Source organism: Psychrobacillus sp. FSL H8-0510, assembly GCF_038008345.1.
Lineage (GTDB): Bacteria > Bacillota > Bacilli > Bacillales_A > Planococcaceae > Psychrobacillus > Psychrobacillus psychrotolerans.
This window is the reverse complement of the sequence record NZ_JBBOYZ010000001.1, coordinates 1,144,350-1,161,243: the sequence shown is the minus strand read 5'-3', so window position 1 is coordinate 1,161,243 and position 16,894 is coordinate 1,144,350. Positions and strand designations below refer to the sequence as shown.

General features: G+C 35.7%; 15 protein-coding genes. 5 read left to right on the top strand and 10 right to left on the bottom strand.

Translation table 11 applies throughout. From position 1 onward, the window contains the following. The first annotated feature begins 11 nt into the window (after positions 1-11). Positions 12-509 carry a PaaI family thioesterase gene (locus MHI40_RS05555; RefSeq protein WP_340761857.1) on the top strand — a complete coding sequence of 166 codons (498 nt, stop codon included), beginning with the start codon at positions 12-14 and terminating at the stop codon, positions 507-509. Here the strand turns inward: MHI40_RS05555 and MHI40_RS05550 are convergent. Next, positions 458-2,038: a UDP-N-acetylmuramoyl-L-alanyl-D-glutamate--2,6-diaminopimelate ligase gene (locus tag MHI40_RS05550; RefSeq protein WP_340761856.1), complete on the bottom strand. Its 1,581-nt coding sequence runs from the start codon at positions 2,036-2,038 to the stop codon at positions 458-460. The genes MHI40_RS05555 and MHI40_RS05550 overlap by 52 nt on opposite strands. Between MHI40_RS05550 and MHI40_RS05545 the strand changes: the two genes are divergently transcribed. Next, entirely contained in the window at positions 2,027-2,758 is a 732-nt protein-coding gene (locus MHI40_RS05545) for an amino acid kinase family protein (RefSeq protein ID WP_340761855.1), read from the top strand. The genes MHI40_RS05550 and MHI40_RS05545 overlap by 12 nt on opposite strands. On the opposite strand, the gene MHI40_RS05540 is transcribed toward MHI40_RS05545, so the two are convergent. Then, positions 2,759-3,874, bottom strand: a complete 1,116-nt coding sequence (locus tag MHI40_RS05540; RefSeq protein ID WP_340761853.1) for a CAP domain-containing protein — start codon at positions 3,872-3,874, stop codon at positions 2,759-2,761. It lies immediately after the preceding gene. A 124-nt stretch (positions 3,875-3,998) separates the two neighbouring features. Here MHI40_RS05540 and MHI40_RS05535 point away from each other — a divergent pair, with 124 nt between their 5' ends. Both MHI40_RS05535 and ytvI read left to right on the top strand, forming a co-directional pair. Beyond that, on the top strand, positions 3,999-4,364 hold the full coding sequence (locus MHI40_RS05535; RefSeq protein ID WP_340761852.1) for a YugN family protein: 366 nt from the start codon (positions 3,999-4,001) through the stop codon (positions 4,362-4,364). Positions 4,365-4,465: 101 nt separating this feature from the next. Beyond that, positions 4,466-5,533 (top strand): sporulation integral membrane protein YtvI, encoded by a 1,068-nt coding sequence (gene ytvI, locus MHI40_RS05530; RefSeq protein ID WP_340761851.1) that lies wholly within the window; start codon positions 4,466-4,468, stop codon positions 5,531-5,533. 110 nt (positions 5,534-5,643) lie between these two features. On the opposite strand, the gene MHI40_RS05525 is transcribed toward ytvI, so the two are convergent. The 7 genes from MHI40_RS05525 to cyoE all read right to left on the bottom strand — a co-directional run bounded on the left by MHI40_RS05525 (position 5,644) and on the right by cyoE (position 12,173). Beyond that, on the bottom strand, positions 5,644-6,105 hold the full coding sequence (locus tag MHI40_RS05525; RefSeq protein ID WP_340761850.1) for a DUF420 domain-containing protein: 462 nt from the start codon (positions 6,103-6,105) through the stop codon (positions 5,644-5,646). Positions 6,106-6,136: 31 nt separating this feature from the next. Further along, positions 6,137-7,048, bottom strand: a complete 912-nt coding sequence (gene ctaG, locus MHI40_RS05520) for a cytochrome c oxidase assembly factor CtaG (protein WP_340761849.1) — start codon at positions 7,046-7,048, stop codon at positions 6,137-6,139. 156 nt (positions 7,049-7,204) lie between these two features. Next, positions 7,205-7,540 (bottom strand): cytochrome c oxidase subunit IVB, encoded by a 336-nt coding sequence (gene ctaF, locus MHI40_RS05515; protein ID WP_093535382.1) that lies wholly within the window; start codon positions 7,538-7,540, stop codon positions 7,205-7,207. A gap of 1 nt (position 7,541) precedes the next feature. After that, positions 7,542-8,168: a cytochrome (ubi)quinol oxidase subunit III gene (locus tag MHI40_RS05510; RefSeq protein WP_340761848.1), complete on the bottom strand. Its 627-nt coding sequence runs from the start codon at positions 8,166-8,168 to the stop codon at positions 7,542-7,544. A gap of 2 nt (positions 8,169-8,170) precedes the next feature. Next, on the bottom strand, positions 8,171-10,033 hold the full coding sequence (locus MHI40_RS05505) for a cytochrome c oxidase subunit I (RefSeq protein WP_093535386.1): 1,863 nt from the start codon (positions 10,031-10,033) through the stop codon (positions 8,171-8,173). A gap of 34 nt (positions 10,034-10,067) precedes the next feature. Further along, entirely contained in the window at positions 10,068-11,150 is a 1,083-nt protein-coding gene (gene coxB / locus MHI40_RS05500; RefSeq protein ID WP_093535388.1) for a cytochrome c oxidase subunit II, read from the bottom strand. Positions 11,151-11,249: 99 nt separating this feature from the next. Further along, positions 11,250-12,173: a heme o synthase gene (gene cyoE / locus MHI40_RS05495; protein WP_340761847.1), complete on the bottom strand. Its 924-nt coding sequence runs from the start codon at positions 12,171-12,173 to the stop codon at positions 11,250-11,252. A gap of 323 nt (positions 12,174-12,496) precedes the next feature. On the opposite strand from cyoE, the gene MHI40_RS05490 reads away from it, so the two are divergent. Beyond that, positions 12,497-13,408 carry a COX15/CtaA family protein gene (locus MHI40_RS05490; protein WP_340761846.1) on the top strand — a complete coding sequence of 304 codons (912 nt, stop codon included), beginning with the start codon at positions 12,497-12,499 and terminating at the stop codon, positions 13,406-13,408. A gap of 44 nt (positions 13,409-13,452) precedes the next feature. Here MHI40_RS05490 and pyc read toward each other — a convergent pair whose 3' ends face one another. Continuing rightward, the gene (gene pyc, locus MHI40_RS05485) at positions 13,453-16,893 is read right to left on the bottom strand and encodes a pyruvate carboxylase (protein ID WP_340761845.1); all 3,441 of its coding nucleotides are present in this window, start codon (positions 16,891-16,893) and stop codon (positions 13,453-13,455) included. Position 16,894: the final 1 nt, after the last annotated feature.

The window sequence follows — 16,894 nt, the reverse complement described above, 5'->3', positions numbered from 1 at the left end:
AGGAGAAAATAATGAACAAACTACAAAATTTATTTGAAACAGTGACAGAAAACGCATCAGAACAAGAACTTAGCCTAGTAAATAACTTTCTAAATGCGATTCAACAAAAACAACAAAATGAAGCACCTACATACTTAAATGCTGTATTTCAAATGGACACCCAGTATGACGAAGGCCAATGTACTGTCACGATGCCAATAACTCCAATCTCGCATAATAGTTTCAATATGCCTCATGGCGGTATTATTGCTACACTTTCCGATAATGCGATGGGTTTTTTAATCAACAAGGATCTACACCCTGAGGGCAAAGGTGCAGTTACAACGAATATGACAATTCATTATGTTAAAGCATCAACAGAAAAAACCTTAATCGCAACTGCTAAATACCTACATAAGGGTCGTCAAACGATAGTTATGGAATGTACGGTAACACAACCGGATGGAAGAAAAATAGCTTATGCTACTGGATCATTTTTTGTGATTAACCCGCCCTCTTCTTCAAAATAGGTATTAACTACATCACGATCAGAAAAAGGGACTACAAGGTCATGTAAAATTTGCTCTTGTTCATGTCCCTTTCCTGCTATTAACACGGTATCCCCTGCTTGCGCCATTTGTAAAGCATATATAATAGCTTTTTTGCGATCTAGTTCTATTTGAAACTTCTGTACATCTAATCCTCTTACAATATCTTTAATAATATCTGCTGGACTTTCACTACGCGGATTATCCGAGGTGATTATAGCCTTTGTTGCAAAAGTTGTCGCAACTTTCCCCATTTCGTTTCTTTTTTTCTTATCTCTATCTCCTCCACATCCAAAAACAACGTAAATATTATTTTTAGCGAAGGATTTAATAGTTGTAAGACATACTTCCAGAGCATCGGGAGTATGCGCATAGTCGATGAATACTTTTATCCCCTTAAGGTTATCAATTTGTTGAAATCTACCAGTTGGAAGTGTTACTGGTTTTACATTTTGTAGCGGGATATTCAAAGTCCTTAACGACGCAAGTGCTGCAGCGAGATTCATCCCGTTATAAAATCCACTATTTCTCATTCGTACTTCAATCTCTTCGTTCTTTACTTTAAATTTATATATTATCTCGTCTTCTGTTTCATTTTCCTGTTTAAAAGAAACCGCATTACGAGTATCTATACCGAAACTAGTAATAGGTAAAAAAGAATTTTCTGCTACTGATCTACACCATTCGTCATCTGCGTTAACTACTAGTTTTTTACATAACGGGACGAGTAATTCTTTTGATTTCTTGTAGGGAACCATTCCCCCATGAAATTCAAGATGATCTTTTCCAATATTTAAAAATACACCGATATCGATTGGATAGCTTCCCAATCGATTGTCCAATAATCCTTGAGAAGATGCTTCTAATATAATGAACTCAACAGAATGCTTGGAACAATGCTGAACAATTTGGATAAAATCATAAAATGGCAATGTAGTATTATTTCGGAAATTTTGCTTCAACTGCCTACCGTTTATAAACACGCCTAGTGTTCCGATTACACAAACCGATTTCCTTTGCTGCATGAGTAATTGAGCAATGAAAGATGCAACTGTAGTTTTACCATTAGTACCTGTTATTGCTACAGTTTTCATTTTGGTTCCATATAGTTCGTATGTTTTTTCACTAATTTTCTGCTTTAACCGGTCCAAATCCGAAGGAATAATAATCTGAGGAACACTGCAGTCAGCTATAAAAACTTCTGAAATTATTGCAATTGCCCCTAGTTGAATTGCTTCATCAATAATGCGAAGATTATTTCTTTCGGAAACAAAAATATCCCCTTCTTTAATTTGCTTTGAATAATTGATGATTTTGCTCTTACGGCATATTGAAAAGTCACCGATAATCCTATATGTTAATCCTTCTAAAAGTTCGTTTAACGGATAAATAGTACCACACTCCCTACACCATTCTTGTAAAATCGCATACAGTAAAATGAATTCCCTGTATCGTATGAACGGAGTGTTTGAAATGTCACGAATAGAGTGGTTGAGATTATGATTGTTCAAAAATTTGGCGGTATTGCCATGCAAAATCATCAGAACAGACAATTAGTAATACAACGAATCCAACAAGCAATTAATACCCATCAACAGGTTCTTGTCGTTGTTTCAGCAATGGGACGTAGAGGAAAGCCCTATGCAACTGATACTCTTTTAGATTTGCTTCCTTTAAACGACAGTAGTATTGAAACTGATTTACTCTCCGCATGTGGAGAACTAATCTCGAGTGCCGTATTAACAACAGAACTTAAAGCGCAAGGAATATCTTCTACTCTTCTTTATGGGAAAAGTGCTGGCATTATTACGAACGATACGTATGGAAATGCTCTTATAAAGAAAGTAGATCTTAGTTCTGTAAACCAAGCATTTAAAAATTTCCATTGTGTTATCGTTCCTGGTTTTCAAGGTTTTTCAGAAAGCACCCATAATTTCACTACATTAGGAAGAGGAGGTAGTGATTTAACAGCAGTAGTCTATGGCTATCATTTGAATGCAGATGTAGTTGAATTTTATAAAGATGTACCTGGTATAATGACGTCAGATCCGTTTACTAGTGACAATGTGGAACTTATTCCTTTTATGACTTATAAAGAGCTTGAAGAAAAGATTGATGAGCCAATCGAAGTCATACAAAAAAGAGCAGCTACATTCGCTGCTCTTCATCAAGTGCCTTTGCATATTCGGTCTTTGTATTTGGATAGTGAAGGTACCTTTGTCTCTAACTAATTATTGAGGTATGTTTTTGGGTGTATTTACTACTTTTCGTTCGATAAAGTTTTGAGTATAATAGCTACCGTATACCCCAATACCAGTATGTGTAAAGTCTTTACCTAATAAGATTTCTCGATGGTCTTTAGAGTTCAACCAACCATTTACAGCTTCCCCAGCATCAAAGTAAAAAGCAGCTGTATTACCGGCAGCACTAGAAAATTCAATGGATGATTCTTTCAATTGATCACTAAACTTAGATACTTCAAATTTTTCATTGGCCACAATATTGTTTCTAGCCATTTCTTCACTATTAGCCATCGCTATATTTTGCAATTCATTATCAGATACTAAAAGTTGAAGACCATTCCGATAACGATATACGTTTGTCAGTTCATAAATTTGACGCTCATTGGCACGATCTATTGCTACTTGTGAAAGAGAGTCGGGAGTTTTTGCTTCTACCATGATTCCGTTATATAAAATATCATATGGCTTATGTAACAAAATAGTCTTTGGATCTGTAAATCTCACTGCTTCTAATTGTTGACTTTCTGTATCAATGTATAACATAGCAAATAAATTATCAAACTGAACTAGTATTCTATTGTTTATGTCCTCTTCCGAAAGTGTAAAAGTATACGTATTTGAATCTATGGAAAATGTAATTTCCGATTGTACTAGTGTAAATCGATATATATCAGCTAGTTGTTGCCCAATTTTATATGGAGCCACTTCTACATTTTTTCCAGCTGCAAAGGCTTGAGTTACTTTGTCTCCTTCTATACCTATTAATAAATAAGTTGTAAGAGATTGATTGTACACCCACCATTCATAACCAAATGCTGATGGCTCGGTTCTAGTTGGTTTTCCTAACATCTCCACAACCGATTGGGCCGATTCTCCTACTAATGTTGAAATGCCATCTTTAGGACGTGTAAATACCGTCTCCACCTCCACAACTTCTGGAGTAGTATCAGGAATTACTTGACCAGAATTATTGGAACCAGTTATCAGTTTGTTTTCATGTACAGGATTATCAAAATATATAAATATCACTAGTACTATAGCTATAGCGATAACAATTCTAATTAGATTATTCATCATATCTTTTTCACCTTTTTCTTCCCCCATTTCTCCTAGTATACCAAGCTTAACTAGAAAGACACAATGTTACCATTGCAACATTATGAAATTTGCATTAATATTAGTAGGAACAGATTCTATTTGGAATATGAACGTGAGGGAGGACAATTTAATGTATTTCGAAAACACTGGTATAGAAAACACTGTCATTGATCTAAATATATTAGACGATCTTATGAAAAAGCATGGTTTAGTTCGTGCAGGTCAATGGGATTATGAACGTGTAACATATGATAAAAAGTATATAATCAAAGAAGGTACTTTTTATCTTCGAGTATTTGGTTTTACAAAAGATGGCGATGTAGGTGCTCATGATGCGAACATTACTCTTTTAAAACCTGTTATAGGAAAACACTATTATCCTCATGGTGTTGAATATGGTGAAAATGAAGTTTTCCCAAAACATTTACTAAAATCAAGTGAACAAACATTAGCTGCAGTAAAAACAGAGTTAGCTGCTTTTGAAATTCACGCATAATAGGAATATCCTAAAACGCAAGAGTTTCATTCTCTTGCGTTTTTTCTGTTCAAAATTTACTAATTTGTCTATACTGTTAATAAACGATAGAAAAGGAGTGTATGATGGTCTTAAATCTTTTTAAAAAGGAATATATAAAATATCTTTTTGTAAGCATTTTTCTTTTGTTGTTAATAATATTTATCCTTCCAGTTTCCATACCTATTATACTCGCATTACTGACTGCTATTATAATTGAGCCAATTGTAAAGTTCACTCAAAAAACATTTAAATGGAAGCGGAAACCTGCAGTCATAACAAATTTTGCTCTTTTTATCAGTGTCATTTCCGGACTTTTATATTTAATAATAACAAAACTCTTTAGCCAGCTTATTTATACCTCTCAGACTATTCCTACATATATTAATAACTGGACTGGATTATGGATTGATATGCAAAACAGTTTATTTCGATATACAGAAGGACTCCCTAAAGAAGTAGTAGAATCAATTCAAAATAAATTTGACGCTACACTAGAAAGTATGAGAGATGCCGTGCTAGATATCCTTAGCTATAGCAATATTACTGCATTACTGACGAATATTCCAAACTTCTTAGTTAGTTTTATAGTTTTTATTATTGCTCTTTTTTTATTTATGTTAGATTTGCATAATTTACAAGTAAAGTTTTTTTATTATTTAACTGATAATACTGCAAGTAAAGTACGATTTATGTTTGCTAGTATAAAAAAAGTGGCTATTGGATTTATGAAAGCCCAAATTATAGCAAGCTTCATCATTTTAGGTGCAGCATTCCTTGGGTTACTGCTTATTATTACACCAAAATATGCTTTAATAATGGCTGTTGTCATTTGGATAATCGATATCATCCCTATATTAGGTTCAATAGCTATTTTAGCACCTTGGGCTATTTATCATTATTTAACTGGAGACATGGTGATGGGAACCAAATTGGCTATTTTAGCTGTCGTTTTACTAATAATACGTAGAGCAGTGGAACCAAAGTTGATGGGAACCCAAATGGGTATATCTCCATTAGCAATCCTTATAGCTATGTTTATCGGAGCAAAGCTTTTCGGTTTTATTGGATTTTTAATAGGTCCACTCGTTGTTATCATATTTATCACTGCAAAAGAGTCCGGCATGCTAAAACTAAATTTTAAGGTTTAAATGATTAAGTAAAAGTGCAAAATAGAATGCAGCTACTCTAATGATCTTTAAAAGGCAACGTTCTTATGGAATAAATCCATAAGAACGTTGCCTTTTGTTTTGTTCTTTATCTATCCGCCTATTATTGCTTTAATAACTGAGGTAGTTTCTCCACCATGATAGAATACGTATAGCAATAAATACACAGCAACCCCTGTTATTGCAACAAAGAACCAAATAACACTGGTGATTGGCCCAATCTTACGATGCTTTTTAATGTTATTTTTATAACCTAAGTATAAAGTAACTAGGCCAAAAACTGCACCAGTCGTTGCTAATGTAATATGGAATATCAAAAAGATAGTGTAGTAAATTTTAATGTCATCAGGACCACCAAAAGCTGTATTTCCGATGAAAATAGTTCGCGATGCATAGATGATGAAGAAAAGTAAAGCCGAAATTGCAGCAGCAGTCATCGTTTTTTTGTGGGCATTAATTTTTCTTTGTTTAATAAGTGCCCAACCTATTGCAACTAACACCGCACTTAACACGATAAAAAATGTACTTATAGTTGGTAGAACCGGTAAATTCATTAATCATTCTCCTCGAATAACTTTATTAAGTTTAAAGGTCAGCTTGGACTTTTAAATCATCCAGAGCTTTTTGTGTGATTTCATCTGCATTATCTTGTTCATTTTTATACCACTTGAAGAAAATAGACATTAAAAATGCAGCATAAATTATTTCCTGTACGATTTTCATCAGTATTCCACCCAGTTGTTGATCATCGATAGGTGACATATTAGAAAATAATTCAGGTCCACTCAATGATAGTCCTGCTAATGTACTTGCAGGTACACATAGCTCCATTGCTTTCAACCAAACATCTGGATTCGTATACGTATCATATAAAGGTGTCCCAGTAAATATAATTAACGCACATGCAGGAGTTATTAAAACTGCACTGCCTATTATGAAGCCAATCTTCTTTAAACCGTGTAGTCGTTGAGTAACTTCCTCAATATCTATAATAGACCACCACATGAAAACTGCTGAGATGAATAGGATAAACGTATATGTGCCATGTAGTCCTTCATCCAGTTTGATAGTATCAAATAATAAAGGAATGTGATAAATCGAAAACAAACCAGAAAATACTATAAGCGCTAGTAATGGCTTTGTTAATATCGGAAAAACCTTACGAACTACTGGCAATTCTATTACTACTTTCCAAACCCACCAAGGAATACCTTTCATCAGTAATGGCGGAACTAACAATAACAATAATGCCATCTGAACCATATGGAAAGAGAACATTATATGTGCCATTAAATCTACAGGTGAACCTTTCACAATATATAAAAGAACTATACCTATTAGAAAATAAGCAGCCTCTTTCTTTTTTAGTGGCTCTGATACTTTAAAGTCATTTCGCCATTTGACCGTTATTAAAAAATATAAAATAGTTAAAAATACTATAACACCAATCATTATAGGGCTCCACAATGCTTGGAATCCAAATATACTTATAGGCATAAGTATCATCGCTCCTTTTTAGGTAACTTCCTCTATTATATAGGTCAAACCCAATAACTTCAATGAACGAACTATGACATTTCCCTATTTTCAAATATCATTTTACTCAAAAAAAGCCGAGACAAAGTTTTTAACTTTGTCTCGGCTTTAAGTTGTTTAACCCCACCAAATAATAGTAAGGAAAGTTAAGATAAAAGTGAAAGCTAACAAAACAGCACTGTATAAGAAAAACGCAACTACCTGATGATTTTTTTCACTCATATGCATGAAGTAGTAAAGCTGTAACACTACTTGAATTGCAGCAAGTAATAAAATCACTGGAACGATTAGATAGACAGAAAATCCAGCAGCTACTGCTGTAAAAGAAATTAAAGTTAAGAATATCATAATCCCAAAAGTAGTAACTTGGTTACGCATATCCTTTTTGCGTTTTTGCTTAATATAATCAAATTCTGTTTGAGATCTCACATAAACTTGAGCGTCGTGTGACATATTAACCAACAACTCCCATCAAGTATACTACTGTAAAGATGAACACCCAAACTACATCAATGAAATGCCAGTATAGGGAAGCAGTATAGTATTTTGGTGCATTATACAAACTAAATCCACGTTTTGCATTACGTACCATTAATAGAATAATCCATCCTAGTCCAATTACAACGTGCAATCCATGAGTACCTACAAGCGTAAAGAATGCAGATGAGAAAGCACTTTGTCCATAATGAAAACCTAAATGTACATAGTGATTAAACTCATAAATTTCTAAACCTAAGAATGCTAATCCCAACAGAACTGTGATAGCCAACCAAGTTTGCATACCTCTAAAATTATGGTTTTTCATATGATACATTGCATACACACTAGTTAGCGATGAAGTTAATAGAATCATCGTCATAATAAATACTAATGGTAATTCGAATAGTGTGTTAGTAGAGAATTCCATCCCACTTGGGCCTTTGTTTTTAAGCGCTAAATACGTAGCAAACAAACTTGCAAATAGTACAGTTTCTCCACCAAGGAATAACCAAAAACCTAAAAACTTATTCTTACCTTCTAAAGTAACTTGCTCAGGATGATCTGGCCAAGTTTGTGGGGTGTACTTTTTATTAAAGTCCATTATTATTTACCCCCTTTATCATTCATTAAATCTTCTTTGTGAATATGGAATCCATGATCATCTTTTATAGAACGAACAGCCATAGAACCAAGTGTAATTGCTAAACCTAATACTATAACAGGAATAGCCCAATCTTTTTCACCGTTATATAATGCTCCAAATGCAGCGATAAACAAACCGAAAGTCATAACAATTGGAATGATTGAATTGTTAGGCATATGGATATCAGAAAGTGGTTCTGCATATGTCATACCTTCTTTATTACCTTCTTGTTTTTCAATCCAGAATGTATCTAATCCACGAACAAGTGGAGTTTGTTTAAAGTTATAAAACGGAACTGGTTGAGGAATAGCCCACTCTAAAGTACGGCCGTCTTCCCATGGATCATTGCCAGCAGGTACATTCTTAACAACTGTTATGATAATGTTCACTACTAGAATAATAACTCCCACTGCCATGAATGCAGCTCCAATTGAACTGATTAAGTTGAATAAATCCCAACCTTGATCTGCTCCGAACGTAAATACGCGACGTGGCATACCCATTAGTCCTAAGAAATGCTGTATGAAGAAAGTTAAATGGAATCCAATAAAGAAGAACCAGAACGTCCATTTACCTAGTTTTTCACTTAACATTTGGTTGAACATTAAAGGCCAATATAAGTGTACTGCTGCTAAAATTGCTAACACTACCCCACCTACGATTACATAGTGGAAATGAGCAACGATAAAGTATGAATCATGTAATTGATAATCAAGCGGAGCTGCTGCTTGCATAATACCAGTTACCCCACCTGCTACGAATGAAGGAATGAATCCTAACGCATAAAGCATTGGAGTTGTAACTTTAATACTTCCTCCCCAAATCGTAAGCAACCAGTTAAATATTTTCATACCAGTAGGAACAGCGATTGCCATAGTAGCAACTGCGAAAATAGCATTGGCTGTTGGTCCTAAACCAACCGTAAACATATGGTGAGCCCAAACCATGAAGCCTAAGAAACCGATTAATACAGTTGCAAAAACCATAGAAGAGTAACCGAATAAACGTTTACGTGAGAATAAAGCAAATATTTCTGAGAATATACCAAACGCAGGTAATATTAAGATGTATACTTCAGGATGCCCGAAAATCCAGAATAAATGCTCCCAAATAATCGTATTACCACCCATTGTATGATCAAAGAAGTTACCACCGAACATGCGGTCTAAGATTAAGAAAAATAAACCAATAGTAAGTGGTGGGAATGCGAATAATATCAATGCACTAGCTACAAATGTAGTCCAAGTAAACAATGGCATACGCATGTATGTCATACCTGGTGCACGCATATTAATGATCGTTACAAGGAAGTTAATACCTCCTATATAAGTACCAGCACCGGCTATTTGAAGTCCAAGTGCATAAAAGTCAATACCATGACCAGGAGACGCTAGCGATAATGATGCGTAAGAAGTCCATCCCGCATCAGGTGCTCCTCCCATAAACCAAGATAGGTTAAGGAAAATACCACCGAACAAGAATAACCAAAATCCAAGTGAATTTAGAAATGGAAACGCTACGTCACGTGCACCAATTTGAAGTGGCATAACGGCGTTCATAAATCCAAATAATATCGGCATGGCCGCTAGGAAAATCATCGTTGTTCCGTGCATTGTAATAATTTCATTGAACAGTCCAGCACTAACAAAATCATTATCTGGTTGTGCTAATTGAATACGAATAAGCATTGCCTCAATACCACCGATTACGAAGAACAAACCGCCGGCAGCAAGGTACATGACTGCAATTTTTTTATGGTCTACTGTTGTTAAATAGTCCCATAAAGTTGCGCCAAAGCCTTTTTTCTTTGCGATAGAACTCACAACTTTAACCTCCCTCATAATTTATCTGTGGAACTTATTTTTCTACAGATAGTCCCATTAGGTATGCTGCAAGAGCATCTAATTGAGCTTCACTAAACTTTTCGCCATCGTTAATAGCTTCTGGCTGAGGCATTAAGTTACCCGGTTTGTACTCTTGCGGATTATTAATCCATTTTTTTAAGTTTTCTTCATCATGAGCCATAAATCCAGCAACACGATTACGGTCACCAAAAGTAGCTAAGTTTGGTCCCACTCCACCTGTAGTGCCTGCTCCTGAAGTAGCATGACAAGCTATACAGCTAGTATTAAAGATTTCTTCACCTTCTGTTGCAAGATCATCTGTTGCAACATTTTGTGTAGTTTTCATAGATTCAACCCAAGCATTGAAATCGTCTGATTCCAATGTTTTAACTTTGAAATCCATTAGAGCATGTGACGGTCCACAAAGTTCCGCACATTTACCATAGAACACACCTTGTTCTAAACTTGCAGATGCGTCATCAAATTCTAAATAGAACTGGTTAACGTTTTCTACGTTTGTATCCATTTTACCACCTGCTGTAGGAATCCAGAAGGAGTGCTTCACATCAGCAGCTTTTAAATTGAAAAATACTTTTTGATCAGTTGGTACTACTAACTCTTGAGATGTAACTATTCCAAGGTCTGGATACTCAAATTCCCACCAATAAAGTTTAGCAGTAACATTTACTGTTACATTTGTTTTGTTACCTTCTTCGTCTACTTGATCCATTGCAGCTACATCAGCATGTTTATACGTATAGTAAACAGTTGGAATAGCCAAAACGATTAACAGTAATATTGGAATAACTGTCCATACTATTTCAAGCGTATGACTTCCTTCTACTTGTTTAGGAATAACATCTTCCCCAACTTTTTTACGACGGAATTTCACTAGTGCAACAACATAAATAATTACTACTACAATAATAACTAAAGCCATAATAGCAGATGATAGTAATAACAAATTAAATTGATCTCTTCCGACTTGTCCTGCAGGTGTAAGCGTTGATAAGTATTCTTCGCCACAACCCGATAAGAAAATCGTTAGAGCTGCTAACAGTGAAAAAAGTCGCCATTTTTTAAGCCCTCTCATCATAGCTAAATCAAACCCCTCTTTCATAGTTGTTTTCATGTTTCTTTGGACTGTGGTTCTGTTTATATGAATTCTTGTTGACTAAAGAAAGAATTCCAGCAATTAGATAAAGATAGAAAAAATAATTATAGCTACGAATAATATCGTCATATAGTTTAAGGAATATATAAACATCCCTGTCGCCCACTTGATATCATCTTTCACACGGAAACCTTTTATAGAGAAGTATAACCACCCCAAGTTAAGTGCTGTTGCCAACACAACAAATAGTACACCTAAATCCATCAATAAAAATGGTAATGGGAATAATAATAGAATCCATAAAAGAATTGACACTTTTGTACGTTTGAAACCTTTTACTACAGGCAGCATGGGAATATTAGCAGCACGATATTCTTCCGTGCGCTTCATCGCAAGCGCATAAAAGTGTGGAGGTTGCCATGCAAACATAATTAAAAATAAAGCTAATGCTCCAAAACCTAAGCTAGGTTCAACAGCTGCCCATCCAATCACCGGCGGTATTGCACCAGATATACTGCCAACTATAGTATTACTCACATGTTTTCGTTTAGACCACATCGAGTATAACACAACGTAACTGACGATTCCTGCTAGTCCCCAAACTCCAGCTGAAGTAGAGGCCATAAACAACAATATTTCACCTACAATCATTAGTGAAAATGAAGTTATTAACACTGATGTTGGACTAAAACGTCCAGTAACTGTAGGTCTACCTTTTTTGCTCTTCATGACAGGATCTATATCACGATCGATAAAATTATTCATAGCTGCAGAACCTGCGATAATCATGCCTGATCCAATTAGCGTATAAAATAATATGTCTAACTCTCTAAGAAAGTTTCGATCCGTAAATTGAAATGCTAGCCACATACCAGTAAATGTTGTAAATAAGTTAGAGTTAACTATACCTATTTTAATGAGCGATAGAAAATCTTGATAAAAAGTATTATTGATTTGTTCAGATTCCCTCTCATTAGTCGCGGTAATAGAATGACCATTTGACATGCTGCCCCTCCTTTCAAAGTTGTAAGCATATTCCGCTACCTTTTACTATAACGAAAATCTTTCTTAATTTCTACAGTTAATGATAATTTTCGCATAAATATAGTTTAGATAGTTTTTTTATACTCAGAACATATCAATAGTAAATCATTTCTAGATTTTATTTGTGAAAGTTAGAGTACGAATTTATGAACATTTTGTGAATAACTATAACTAGGTATATTAGTTTGAAAGTTATACATTGTATTTTCCATCGCGATTCGATATCATCAAAAAGCAGATACCGTCTTTTCAAGACGAGCAAGATACACAAAGTAGGTGGCGTAATGCACATTCATAAAATTTTAAAATGGTTAGCTGTTGCTTCTACAGTAGGTATGCTGCTCATTCTATTAGGAGGAGCATTAGTTACTAAGACCGATAGTGGTATGGGTTGCGGTAGACACTGGCCTGGCTGTAATGGACAACTTATACCTGATGTTATAACAGCTGAAGTATTAATTGAATTCTCTCATCGTCTAGTTACAGGTGCTGTTGGTATATTAATCGTAGCACTTGCAGTTTGGGCATGGAAAGCACTTGGACATGTCCGAGAAACAAAATTTTTATCAGCAATGGCAGTTTTTTTCTTAGTAGCGCAAGCATTAATTGGTGCTGCCCAGGTAAAATGGGGACAAGGTGACTTTATACTGGCTCTTCATTTTGGAATCTCTCTAATCTCTTTTGCTTCGGTGTTATTACTGACCTTATTAATTTTTGAGATTGATCGCAAGTTTGATACAGATAAGATTAGAATCGGCAAAACATTAAAATTCCATACAATTGGTGTAACACTTTATTCTTATATTGTTATTTACACCGGCGCATTAGTACGACATACAGAATCTAGTCTCATATGTAACGATTGGCCCTTATGCAATAATGACCAGTTTGCTCTTCCTACTAATTTATACGAGTGGGTCCAAATGGGACATCGAGCTGCTGCAGGATTAATATTTATATGGATACTCATTATTGCGATTCATGTAATGCGAAATTATAAACAGCAACGCGCAATTTACTGGGGATGGACCATCTCTTTAATATTAGTTTCGTGCCAAGTAGTTACCGGTATGTTAGTTGTATTAACTAAACTTAATCTTTACTTAGCTTTACTACATTCTTTATTTATCTCCTTACTATTCGGTTTACTCTGTTATATGATTCTATTGTTATCCAGAAGTAAATTGAATAACTAAAAAGAATAAAGGCTGTTAGACAGAAATGTCTAACAGCCTTTTAATTATTCTTTATCCATGACAATCAATAAATCACCTGTTGCAATTGCTTCTCCAGCAACAACATGAATCTCTTTTACAACTCCATTAAATGGTGCTTGCACTGTAGTTTCCATTTTCATCGCTTCTGTAATAAGAAGATGTTGACCTCTTTTTACTTTGCTTCCTGTAGAAATGGCAACCTTCAGAACAGTACCCGGCATAGTTGCTCCAATATGACCATCATTCGTTAAATCCGCCTTAGGTTTTGATAAATGACTCACTTCTACATTCATATCTTGAATAGAAATTTCTCGTGGTTGACCATTTAGTTCGAAGTAAATAATACGGTTACCATCATGAGTCGGCTCACTTATAGACACCAACTTGATGATTAACGTTTTTCCAACTTCGATTTCTACTTCAATTTCTTCTCCTAATCTCAATCCGTATAAAAACGTCGGCGTATCTAGTACGGAAACATCCCCAAAGTTTTTATCTGTTACACTATATTCTTCAAAAACCTTTGGATATAGCGTATAAGCAAGAACTTCTTGGCTAGTAACAGGGCGATCTAATTTATGGAATAGCATTTCTTTAATCGCTTCGAAATCAACCGGCTCCAACAATTCACCCGGACGCACTGTAATTGGTTCACGATCTTTTAAAATTACTTTCTGTAACTCTTTTGGGAATCCCCCATAAGGTTGCCCAATATATCCTTCAAAAAACTCTATAACGGAATCTGGGAAATCGATGGTTTTACCTCTCGTAATGACAGAAACTTCGTCTAAGTTATTTTGTACCATGAATAGAGCCATATCCCCTACTACCTTAGAAGAAGGAGTAACTTTTACCACATCACCAAATAACATGTTTACGCGAGAATACATCTCTTTTACTTCTTCCCAGCGATCGCCAAGCCCTACTGCTTTCGCTTGTTGTTGAAGATTACTATATTGGCCACCTGGCATCTCATGAACATAAACTTCCGTATGGGGACTCATCATACCGCTTTCAAAGTCTTGATAATACTTGCGGACATCTTCCCAGTAATAAGAAATTTTCTCAAAAGCATCGATATTTCCTATAACTTCACTGTTCGATCCTTTTAACGCATAACTTAGGCTACTTGCACTCGGTTGAGAGGTTAGACCTGCCATAGCCCCTAATGCCGTGTCGACTATATCTACACCAGCTTCAATTGCTTTTGCATAAGTAAATACTCCGTTACCGCTTGTATCATGTGTATGAAGATGTATAGGAATGTCAACCGTGCTCTTTAACTCGCTTACTAACCGATAAGCTGCTTCAGGTTTTAATAATCCAGCCATATCTTTAATCGCTAGAATATGCGCTCCAGCGCTTTCTAATTCTTTTGCCATGTCTTTATAATACTGCACCGTATATTTGTCTCTAGAGTCATCTAAAATGTCTCCTGTGTAACATAACGCAGCTTCTGCTATCTTCCCTGATTGTCTAGTTGCATCTATCGCAACTTCCATCCCTTTTATCCAGTTTAAGCTGTCAAAGATTCGGAACACGTCAATGCCCGCTTCTGCAGATTTTTGTATAAATTCCTTTATAACGTTATCTGGGTAGTTTTTGTATCCTACTGCATTGGCTCCACGGAATAACATTTGGAATAAGACATTTGGAATCATTTCTCTCATTTTTATCAAACGATCCCATGGATTTTCTTTTAAGAAGCGGTAAGCAACGTCAAAAGTTGCTCCTCCCCACATTTCATATGAAAACAAATTATGCATTCCTTGCGCTGATTCTTTCGCAATACCGAACATGTCATGAGAGCGAACGCGTGTTGCTAATAATGATTGATGTGCATCTCGGAAAGTTGTATCCGTTAATAGAACGCCCTGTTGCTCCTTCACCCATTTAATCACTCCATCGGCACCTTGTTCATCTAAAATTTGTTTTGTGCCTTTAGGTGGAGCAGTGCTCAGATCAAAACTAGGTGTTCTAGCCTCTCCAAAGATAGGCTTGGACTTTTTCTCGATACCTGGGAAACCATTAACAGTAACGTTCCCTATATAATTTAACAATTTAGTACCACGGTCTTTGCGATTAGGGAATAAAAACAACTCAGGTGTAGAATCAATGAAACTCGTATTAAATTGTCCAGAAATGAAGCTCGGATGTTTTACGACATTTTCTAAAAATGGGATATTCGTTTTAATCCCCCGGATTCGGAACTCCTGTAAATTTCTGTCCATTTTAGCAGCAGCTTCCTTGAAGGACATACCCCAAGTACTAACTTTAACTAACAGAGAATCGTAGTACGGGGTGATGATAGCCCCTTGGAAACCATTTCCTGCGTCTAAGCGTACACCAAACCCTCCACCCGAACGATATACCATTAACTTTCCTGTATCAGGCATGAAGTTATTTAAAGGGTCCTCCGTTGTTACTCTTGACTGAATAGCGAATCCGAATAATGGGATATCTTCTTGCTTTGGAATCCCCATCTCTTCACTATTAAGAGCAATACCATCTGCGATTTTAATCTGTGCATGGACAATATCCACCCCAGTAATCATTTCTGTAATTGTATGTTCCACTTGAATGCGTGGGTTTACTTCGATAAAAAAGAATTCATTATCTGTCACTAAAAACTCTACTGTTCCTGCATTTATGTAAGATACATTATTCATTAATTGGACAGCTGCATCACATATTTTATCACGCAATTCTGAATTCAAGGAATTTGAAGGTGCTATTTCTACGACCTTTTGATGTCTTCTTTGAATAGAACAATCACGTTCATATAAATGGATTAAATTACCTTGAGTATCCCCTAGAATTTGAACTTCAATATGTTTAGGTTCGAAAATACAGCGTTCTACATATACTTCATCTGAACCAAAAGCCGCTTTCGCTTCTGATTTAGCACGTTCAAATGCACTTTCAAGCTCATCTTCCGTTTGAACAACGCGCATCCCGCGTCCACCGCCACCTAAAGAAGCTTTAATCATTAATGGATAGCCATGGGCTTCCCCAAATGCCTTAACCTCTTCTACAGTATCTAAAGGACCATCGCTACCCGGTATAACAGGTATACCCGCTAATGTTGCTTGTTCACGGGCTTTTACTTTATCACCAAACATATCTAAATGCTTGGATGTTGGACCGATGAAAATAATTCCTTCTTCTTCACATCTCTTCGCAAAATCCACATTTTCAGAAAGGAAACCATACCCCGGATGAATGGCATCAGCCTTACTTTCTTTAGCAATTCGAATAATATCTTCAATATCTAAGTATGCATCAATAGGCTTCTTACCTTCACCAACAAGATAAGACTCATCGGATTTAAATCGATGGAACGAGCCGGTATCTTCTCTTGAATATATAGCGACTGTTCGAAGGTTTAACTCCGTACATGCTCGAAAAATACGGATTGCAATTTCTCCCCTGTTTGCAACTACAATCTTTTTAATCTTATTCATT

Excerpts from the sequence above, each read along its gene's own strand:
- MHI40_RS05535 (WP_340761852.1), top strand. The coding sequence starts at position 3,999 with ATGTATTTCGAAAACACTGGTATAGAAAACACTGTCATTGATCTAAAT.
- MHI40_RS05540 (WP_340761853.1), bottom strand. The coding sequence starts at position 3,874 with ATGGGGGAAGAAAAAGGTGAAAAAGATATGATGAATAATCTAATTAGA.
- ytvI (WP_340761851.1), top strand. The coding sequence starts at position 4,466 with ATGATGGTCTTAAATCTTTTTAAAAAGGAATATATAAAATATCTTTTT.
- MHI40_RS05555 (WP_340761857.1), top strand. The coding sequence starts at position 12 with ATGAACAAACTACAAAATTTATTTGAAACAGTGACAGAAAACGCATCA.
- ctaF (WP_093535382.1), bottom strand. The coding sequence starts at position 7,540 with ATGTCACACGACGCTCAAGTTTATGTGAGATCTCAAACAGAATTTGAT.
- pyc (WP_340761845.1), bottom strand. The coding sequence starts at position 16,893 with ATGAATAAGATTAAAAAGATTGTAGTTGCAAACAGGGGAGAAATTGCA.
- MHI40_RS05525 (WP_340761850.1), bottom strand. The coding sequence starts at position 6,105 with ATGAATTTACCGGTTCTACCAACTATAAGTACATTTTTTATCGTGTTA.
- MHI40_RS05490 (WP_340761846.1), top strand. The coding sequence starts at position 12,497 with ATGCACATTCATAAAATTTTAAAATGGTTAGCTGTTGCTTCTACAGTA.
- MHI40_RS05545 (WP_340761855.1), top strand. The coding sequence starts at position 2,027 with ATGATTGTTCAAAAATTTGGCGGTATTGCCATGCAAAATCATCAGAAC.
- coxB (WP_093535388.1), bottom strand. The coding sequence starts at position 11,150 with ATGATGAGAGGGCTTAAAAAATGGCGACTTTTTTCACTGTTAGCAGCT.
- ctaG (WP_340761849.1), bottom strand. The coding sequence starts at position 7,048 with ATGCCTATAAGTATATTTGGATTCCAAGCATTGTGGAGCCCTATAATG.
- cyoE (WP_340761847.1), bottom strand. The coding sequence starts at position 12,173 with ATGTCAAATGGTCATTCTATTACCGCGACTAATGAGAGGGAATCTGAA.
- MHI40_RS05510 (WP_340761848.1), bottom strand. The coding sequence starts at position 8,168 with ATGGACTTTAATAAAAAGTACACCCCACAAACTTGGCCAGATCATCCT.